The following is an 8,230-nucleotide window of genomic DNA, read 5'->3' on the forward strand; positions in this document are numbered from 1 at the left end:
CAAACACGGATGGCAAAATCTGTGCACGATGCCGCGTGGACAACATTCAGAACACAACTCAAGTACAAAGCCATGAGGCAATGTGTGGTGTTCGAGGAAATCAACGAAGCGTTTTCAACCCAAACATGCTCGTGCTGCGGAGAAATCCCCAACAGCAGTCCGAAAGGTAGGGCAAGTTTGCGAATAAGAGAATGGATTTGCAACGAATGCGGTGCAGTACACGACCGCGACACCAACGCGGCAAAAAACATTCTCGCGGCGGGACTTCGCCGTCTTGCAGAAGGAATCCCCGCTCTTTAGGGCGGGGAGGAAGTCAACTGTCTGCCCTCATATAGCTACGCTAATTGAGCTATTTACACCCAACCATCAAACTGCATCACCGTTCCAATGGCGGTAATGGCTTCGCTGCTGGCAGCGATGTCAACGGCGAGCCAGTCGCGGGTGATGAGTTGTTTCTCCAGCTTATTGACCAGCGGGGTCAGTTCGGCGGTGGTGGCTTGGCGACCGTATGCATTTTGGTACAAGGTTTGGACATAGGTGGCGTTGTCCATTTTGGCTAAGGCGGTGTTGCGGGCGTTGAACCAGTCGAACACTTCTTGTGGTTGCAGCAAGCCGTCGTAATAGTCGGCCACTGCTTTGGTGCCAAGTTTCCATTCGGCAGCGGTGGCATCACGGTTGAGATAGACCTGCACCATGCGCGCCAAGATGCCTTCAACCCGATCTCTGGCCAGAATCACCACCTCTTGACTGTCGAAGGCGAGGGTTTCGGCATTGTTGAGGTCAAACATAGCGCCATCGCTGTAACGGGTGATCTCGAGGGCATTGCCGTCGCGTTCGAGAGCGTAGTTACTGCGTTTGCCGAGGAGATGCAAGACGTCATGCCCCTTGCTGCCATCGACATATAAGGCCAAGCCCATCGGCAAATAGCCCATCTCATTACCCTCACCGCCGGTGAATTGGCGATTGGCGGTGACGTTGAGCACATTCGGATCATATTCAGTGGTAAACACTTCGCCATAACGAATGGTGAGGTTGTCGCCGCTGTCGAATTTCACCAGTTCGACGTCCAACAGACGATCGACTTCACCGGTGGTGTTGTGCGTCAGCACCACGGTATGACCGTCAATACTGATGGTGTAGTCAGTTTGTGTACCACTCTGGATGGCGGTATCGTTACCAAAGCCGCCATTGAGTCGGTCATTGCCCGCACCACCAGTTAAGCTGTCATTACCCGCACCGCCATAGACGGTGTCATTGCCGGTGTCACCGTTTATGGTGTCATTGCCGCCCAGTGAACCAACGGTATCATCACCGCCGCCACCGGAGATGGTGTCATCGTCGGCACCTAACACGATGAATTGTTTTTGGTTATCGCCGACCGCCACGTTTTGCCCTTGTCCACCGACGGCGCGAACTTCACCGACGATGGCGATAAAGTCGATATTCTCGACTTGAATCACTGTCCCTTTTGGCAACTGACTGATATCAATCACCACCGCCTGTTTGCCATCGCTGGCACGACTTGAACCACTGATAATCAGCGGTTGGTTTGGTGCGGTGGTGGTATTAGTGGCCACAGTCGGCACCACGGTTTGCACAATCAGTTTTTCATTGGCTGGCAAGGCATTGAGGAAGGTAAAGCCATTGCCTTTCATCTCTTCCTGAATGCTCGAACCGGCAGGGGTTTTTTGTTCAATGCGGCGGATTAACTCAGCCATCGCATCGTCTTTACTCAATGTCGTGCCTTTACCATCGACACTCATTCCCACCCCAGTCGGCACACTCACTGTCAATACGGATTCGCCATCACTGTTTTTCACCACCGGAATATCCGCGTGGGTTTGTTGGGCGGTGGTAGGATCGTCTTGGCGTTCATCTGTGACAACAGGAATCGTCACCACACGAGTTCCATCGCTCTGCACCGTTTCATTCACCGTCACCCCGTCAAACGTGCCAGTTGGTGTTGGCGTTGGTACGGGAGTCGGCTCTGGCGTGGGCACGGGAGTGGGTACCGGTGTTGGGGTCGGCTCTGGTGTAGGCACAGGAGTGGGTATTGGGGTTGGCGTGGGAGCTGGGGGCGGCACGTCGATAACGGCGCCCGTCCTATTGGTGACATCGTTCTGGGATGCGGCCATTTCGGAACCGGAACCCATGGTGAAGTTGGAGGCATTGAGACTTAGGGTCAGGGTTTGGCCATCAACCAGGTCATTCGTCGCACCGTCATCATTGACATAGGCCTTGATGGTGTAGGTTTCATTTTCGCCATCGGCGACTGAGATCGACAAACCGGCAAAGGTGACTTCTCCCGTCTCGACATCCAGGGTTCCCTGAACGTTATTCACACCTGCGCCGCTGAGCAGGAAGACCAGCTTGCTCGGATCGACGGTTCCGCCGGTTTGCATCTTCAATGCCGTGACTACCGTGGCCGAAGCATCCGCCGTCCCCTTGTCGGTGATGGTGAAATCCAGCAGGCTTACCGCCGTTGCGGCGGAAGCCACCGTGGTGGACAAGGTCGTGGGCTCGGTCAGCGTCGCGCTGCTGGTGACGGTTGAATCGCTATCCTTGCTTTCCCCCAGTTTCCAGAGCTCAGAATCATACTTTGAATCAGCAGCTTGGAAATAAATCGTATCCCCTGACTTGGTGAATAAAGACGGCCAGGCTCCCTCTGACCCTGGCAGAATATCTTCCAACATGACCGTACCGGCTTCCGTGCCATCGCTCTTCCATATTTCATAACCATGGGTGCCATCGTTAGCGGAAAAATACACAGTGCCGTCAATATTGACCAAGCTAGATGGGTAGGAGCTGCTTGATCCAGGCAAGATGTCCTTGACCATGCGGGTGCCATCTGCCGTGCCATCACTCACCCATAACTCCATGCCATGATCAGAAGTGAGAAGACTAAGACTGTTGTCGCTGGCAGTAAAAAACAGCTTATTGCCTGCGGGGGTCCACCCAGAACCAGAAATAGGTGCACTGGCAGTGCCAAAGCCCAGTTCCTTCAGCATCATGGTGCCATCGGCAGTCCCATCGCTCACCCATATTTCCCCGCCATTTTCTGGGGTGCCGGCCCTGAAAATCAGTTTGCCATTGACTACAGCGAGGTCAGTTGGGTTGGAATGACTTGTGCCGGAAGCGATGTCCTTGACCAAGCTGACTGAGCTGCCGTCGTACTTCCACAGCTCGTAGCCATGAGCACCGTCGTTTGCAGTGAAATAGAGGGCGTCGCCAAACGTAACAAAATTCGATGGAGATGGACCCATTATGATCTCCACACCATCCATTACCACCGGATTGATATTCGCGATCAGGACGGTACCATCTGCTGTGCCGTCAGTTTTCCAGAGTTTCCTGCCAATACCATTACCGATGGCGCTGAAAAAGAGCGCTCCGTTGAAAATGGTCAAATTTTCCGGAAATGAACTGGTGCTGGTGTTAATGTCTTTGACTCGAATGGTACCTGCCTCGGTACCATCACTTTTCCAGAGTTCGGTATCACCATTTTCGTCTGTGGCCGAGAAATACACTGTATCGTTGATACTGATGAATTTCATGGTGCCGTGGTAATCAATCCCTGTGGGGTAGGACGACTCATTTTCCGCGGGATTGATATCCTTGACCATGACGGTACCCGACGAGGTGCCATCACTTTTCCAGAGTTCGAAGCCATGGCTGGCATCTGCCCCCAGGAAATAAAGGGTGCCATTGACATTGGTTGGATAATAAAAATCACCAATAGCACTGACCTTGACAGTACCTGACTCGGTGCCGTCACTTTTCCACAATGCGGCACCAGTACCGTCGTTGGCGACAAAGAACAGCGTGCCATTCACATCGATCAAACTTCGTGGGTACGAGCCTCCGGCGCCTGCTTGAATATCCTTGACCAGCATTGGCACCAGCGCGGCCAGGTTTCCGTTGTAATCCGCCGCAGCCAAGGTTGCTGTTTTGACTGGGCCACGGGTAGTTTCCAGTTGCCAATCCCCTCCCGCCCCGGTCAGGTCGTCCGATGCGGCTACGTTGGCGCCGGTGGCGGCGGCAAAGGCAGTGACGAAGGCGGAACCGGCTTCGCCGCTGGCGATATCGCAACCGTACAGCAGGAAATCGCCATCGGCCTTGAGGGCGCGGCCCCAGAGGCCAAACATATCGCCCTGCTCGGCCAGCGTATCGCCGGAAATAATTTCTGTCCCCAGATGGATCTCGCCACTGCGGCCATGGGACATCAGGTGAATCGCGCTCAGGCCCTGGTAGCCGGCCAGGATGCTGCTGACCTGATCGAGTGCGCTGGCACCGCCATCCAGTTGCCAGACTTCAACCCCCGGCCGCAGTTTGCCCAGCGTTTCAGCCAGCCCGTCGAGATGGCTGTCGATGATCAGCACTTCAGTGACATCACCGGTTGCGGCAAGAATTTTGGTGGGAAGGTTCGGCGTTAGTGAATAGCGAGAGCTGGACATGGCAAAGACTCCTTGACGAAAATGTGCGGGTAGGTGATCGGTTCTGGGGTGTTGCGCGGCTAATTCAGCGCACTGAGGCCACAAGAGGAAATCGATTCTGGGATATGTCGCCCGCCCACGCTTTTGCCAATTCGGATGAATCCTTTGCCAATTCAGAAAACTGCCACAGGGGATTAATAATTCCTGATAATGGGCAAATTTTGAAACTTTCAGCCCCATGAAAATGGTCACATCTCCTCATATCCTCCTAGTCGATGATTCCGTTCAGGAACTACAACAATTGTCGGCAACACTGCGTGCAGAAGGGTTTCGCCTGTCCATGGCCAGCGATGGTCGTACCGGTTATCAACGGGCTGTAGTGACCCAACCAGATCTGATACTGCTGGACTTGATCATGCCGTTGATGGATGGCTTATCAGCCTGCCGTCTGTTGAAGGCTGATCCAGCGACACGACATATTCCGGTGATTTTTCTGACTGCTAAGAACGAACCGGAAGAGCGTCTCCGTGGGTTTCAGCTCGGCGGGGTGGATTATGTGGCCAAACCTGTGCTAGCTGCGGAAGTCGTGGCGCGTGTACGGATTCATCTAAATCGGCGCGACATATACCGGCCGCAACGTGATGCCGTCATGACGCCAAGCACGAACCCGGATGATGTCCTGTTCGAAGCTGCCATGCGGGAAATCCGCGAACACCTGGAGGCGCTGCCCTCGATACCCGAAATCGCCCAGCGGGTGGGCACCCATGACAAACGTCTTGGCCAGATTTTCCGCGAGCGACTGGGTCTGACCGTGTCGGCCTTCATTGGCGAGGAACGAATCCGCCAAGGACGTGACCTGCTGGCCAAAACCGACATGGGGGTGGAGCAGATTGCCACACAGGTAGGTTTTGGTACGGGTGCCAATTTCACCACGGCTTTTCGCAAGCGCATGGGTATGACACCCACCCATTATCGGCAGGCCATTCAGAGCCAGCCTCCCGAACTAGCATGAAGCTCGGTCACTGGTTTTTTCTGCTTTTTTTCTTTTTTGCCCTGCCGCTTCAGGCTACGGAGTTACGCCTTTCGCCGGATCAACTGCGGTTTCCTTTGTCGGCCCATGCGCTGGCTTTTGAAGACACAAGTGGTACACAGGGGACCGAAGCAGTGATGCAGAAAGGGGATTCTGCTGTGCGCCCAGAGTTATTGCGGGGTAGTCTGGCGCAATCGGCGATCTGGTTACGGTTTGATATTCGAAATGATGCTGCGCAAGTATTGACGCGCTGGCTAGTGCTGGAACCCGCGACCTTGCTGGACGTGCAGCTTTTCATCCCGATGGGAACACAGATACAACACTTGCGCGCCGGTGTCACCGTTCCCTTCAGCCAGCGCCCAATTTCATCTGCTGTGCCGGTTTTTCCCATTACCTTGGCGGCAGGGGAAACTACAACTGTTTACCTGCGTATTGCTGGTCCAAAGTCCCGAGTCATTACCCCAATCCTCTGGGAGTCGCTGGAGTTTCGTGCCCAGGAAGGTCGAAAACGCTTGTTCGACGGCCTGTTGTTGGGCGGTTTCTTGATGATTTCGCTGATCGGTGCGGTGCTGCTGGCGCTGTTTCGTGACCGGATCTTCCTGTTCAACGCTTTGGCAACGGCGAGTTTTTTCCTGGGAGAGTTCAACGCCAAGGGCTATGCGCTTCTGCATCTGTGGCCGCAGGCAGTCGACCTGACCGTGCGCGGTGGTGCCTTGTTTGCGGCGATCGGGGTCGGCTTGAACCTGCTGTTTTTGCGCGCCCTGCTGGGCACACGGCAGCATTTTCCCCGAATTGATCGGCTGCTGTTGCTGTTGCTGGCCCTGGAATGGCTGATGTTGCCGGGCGTGATTTTTGGCGACATTGATTTCTGGCGAAAGCTCTCGTTTCCCCTGCATTTCCCGATTACCACGATCATGGTCCTGATTGGCCTGTATGCGGCGATGCGGGGGGTACATGCCGCCCGCTACTATGCGGTGGCCTACTTTCTGCTGGCGTTGGGCTCCGTTGGCCAGGTGCCCATGCTCGGCGCCTGGCTGCCGGCGGGAATGGCGGGCTACATGCTGCCCATTGGCATGTTGTTGAACAATCTTTTTCTGCTGGCAGCAGCGGTTGACCGCATCATCATGGAGCGCCGGGCAGCGTTCGCCGCAAAAAATGCCCTGCTGGCCGAACGTGCCGCGCAGGAAGCCAAATTGCAGGAAGCGGTGGAGATACGTACGGCGGAACTGCATTCTGCACTGACCGACACGCGCCAGGCCCGCGAGTCACAAAGTCGCCTGATTGCCTACCTCAGCCATGACCTGCGGGCACCGCTGGCCACCATCATCAATGGCGCCAGGCAATTTTCTGCTAGCAGTCAGCAGGATGTCGGACAGCATCAGGAAGCCATTTTGCGCAGTGCCCAGCACCAGCTGGAATTGATCGATGATCTGGTGGAATACGCTCGCGGTGAATTAGATCAGCTTGAACTGGTGCCCATTCCCACCTACTTCATCGATTGGCTCGATAGCGTCGCTGCGCAAGGTGAGTTACTGGCAGTACAGAATGGCAATCGCTTCATTCGCCAGTTCGACGACGATTTGCCGCCTGTCGTTGTTTTCGACGGAAAACGCTTGCGCCAGGTGCTGCTCAATCTGCTGGGCAATGCGGGGAAATTTACCTACAGCGGGACGATCCGGCTGGGCGTGGGGGTCTTGAGTCAGCAGGCCGATTGCGTCGAGCTGGAATTTTTGGTGGAGGATAGCGGCACGGGCATTCCGGCCGCTGATCTTGAACGCATTTTTCTGCCCTTCGAACGCTCAGACGTGAGGCGTGCGGAGGGTCATGGACTGGGACTTAGCATCGCCCGTCATATCGTGCTGGCGATGGGTTCGGAGTTGGCCGTGAGCAGTCAGAGCAATCTCGGCAGCCGGTTTGTGTTTCGCGTCAAACTACCTGTTGTCGATGAAACCGATGTGCCACAACCGGACGATATCTTCACGCTGCCGGAGGCGTTTGGCGCAGGCAAGACCCTGCTCGTTGTTGACGACAATCCAGCAGCGCTTGACTACTTATGCGAGGTGCTGGGGACAGCGGATTTCGATGTTCTACGTGCACGTAATGGCATGGAAGCCTTACAAATCGCCCGTGAGCAACGATTCGATGCGTGTTTGCTGGATCAGTATCTGCCCGATATGACCGGCTGGGATGTGTTGCGTGCACTTCATGAGGCGGGTAACCAGGCCGTGCCGGCAATACTCTGTTCGGCTGCGCAACCCAAACCACCGGCAGACCATCCCACGAATATCAATTTCGCCGCGATCATGCTGAAACCGGCACATCCGGAAAAACTGCTCAAAATACTTAACGATCTTCTGGATTGACATCCTCCCCGCCCTAAAGAGCGGGGATTCCTACGGCGCTTTGGGCTAACTCAGCCTAAAGTCGCTTCGGCGGGTTCCTGCTGCTGGCGGTCTTGCTGCACCACTCACTTCACAGGCGAACTGGGTATGTCCTACCCTTTTTGTGACTTATGCGGCAGCTAAGATAGCTTGGCCGCGTTTTAGAACATTGATCGCACCGACAACATCGGCGTGGTTTTCATAGCCGCATTGCACACAAGCAAATTTAGCCTGAGTTTGGCGGTTGTTTGCTGACACATGACCGCAGCTTGGGCAAGTGCGGCTGGTGTTTTGTGGCGGTACGGCGATGAGATGACCACCGTTCCACGCTAGTTTGTAATCCAGTTGGCGACGGAACTCGCTCCAGCCTTGATCGAGGATAGCTT

The 8,230-nt window shown here is 55.1% G+C and carries 5 protein-coding genes; 3 read left to right on the forward strand and 2 right to left on the reverse strand.

Translation table 11 applies throughout. The features are described 5' to 3' along the window. A partial coding sequence (locus tag G465_RS14670; protein WP_022654703.1) for an RNA-guided endonuclease InsQ/TnpB family protein occupies window positions 1-300 on the forward strand: 300 nt, incomplete at its 5' end. A 53-nt stretch (window positions 301-353) separates the two neighbouring features. Here the strand turns inward: G465_RS14670 and G465_RS16100 are convergent. Next, a complete protein-coding gene (locus G465_RS16100; RefSeq protein ID WP_022654704.1) occupies window positions 354-4,673 on the reverse strand; it encodes an ELWxxDGT repeat protein in 4,320 nt (1,439 codons plus the stop codon). Here G465_RS16100 and G465_RS0112065 point away from each other — a divergent pair. Then, window positions 4,672-5,445, forward strand: coding sequence for a response regulator transcription factor (locus G465_RS0112065; RefSeq protein ID WP_022654705.1), 774 nt, complete (start codon window positions 4,672-4,674; stop codon window positions 5,443-5,445). The genes G465_RS16100 and G465_RS0112065 overlap by 2 nt on opposite strands. Then, entirely contained in the window at window positions 5,442-7,826 is a 2,385-nt protein-coding gene (locus tag G465_RS0112070) for a hybrid sensor histidine kinase/response regulator (RefSeq protein WP_022654706.1), read from the forward strand. Before G465_RS0112065 ends, G465_RS0112070 begins: the two co-directional genes overlap by 4 nt. Window positions 7,827-7,973: 147 nt before the next feature. Here G465_RS0112070 and G465_RS0112075 read toward each other — a convergent pair. Next, a partial coding sequence (locus G465_RS0112075) for an RNA-guided endonuclease InsQ/TnpB family protein (RefSeq protein WP_027405442.1) occupies window positions 7,974-8,230 on the reverse strand: 257 nt, incomplete at its 5' end.

Source organism: Aquaspirillum serpens DSM 68, from assembly GCF_000420525.1.
Lineage (GTDB): Bacteria > Pseudomonadota > Gammaproteobacteria > Burkholderiales > Aquaspirillaceae > Aquaspirillum > Aquaspirillum serpens.

Excerpts from the sequence above, each read along its gene's own strand:
- G465_RS0112065 (WP_022654705.1), top strand. The coding sequence starts at position 4,672 with ATGAAAATGGTCACATCTCCTCATATCCTCCTAGTCGATGATTCCGTT.
- G465_RS16100 (WP_022654704.1), bottom strand. The coding sequence starts at position 4,673 with ATGGGGCTGAAAGTTTCAAAATTTGCCCATTATCAGGAATTATTAATC.
- G465_RS0112070 (WP_022654706.1), top strand. The coding sequence starts at position 5,442 with ATGAAGCTCGGTCACTGGTTTTTTCTGCTTTTTTTCTTTTTTGCCCTG.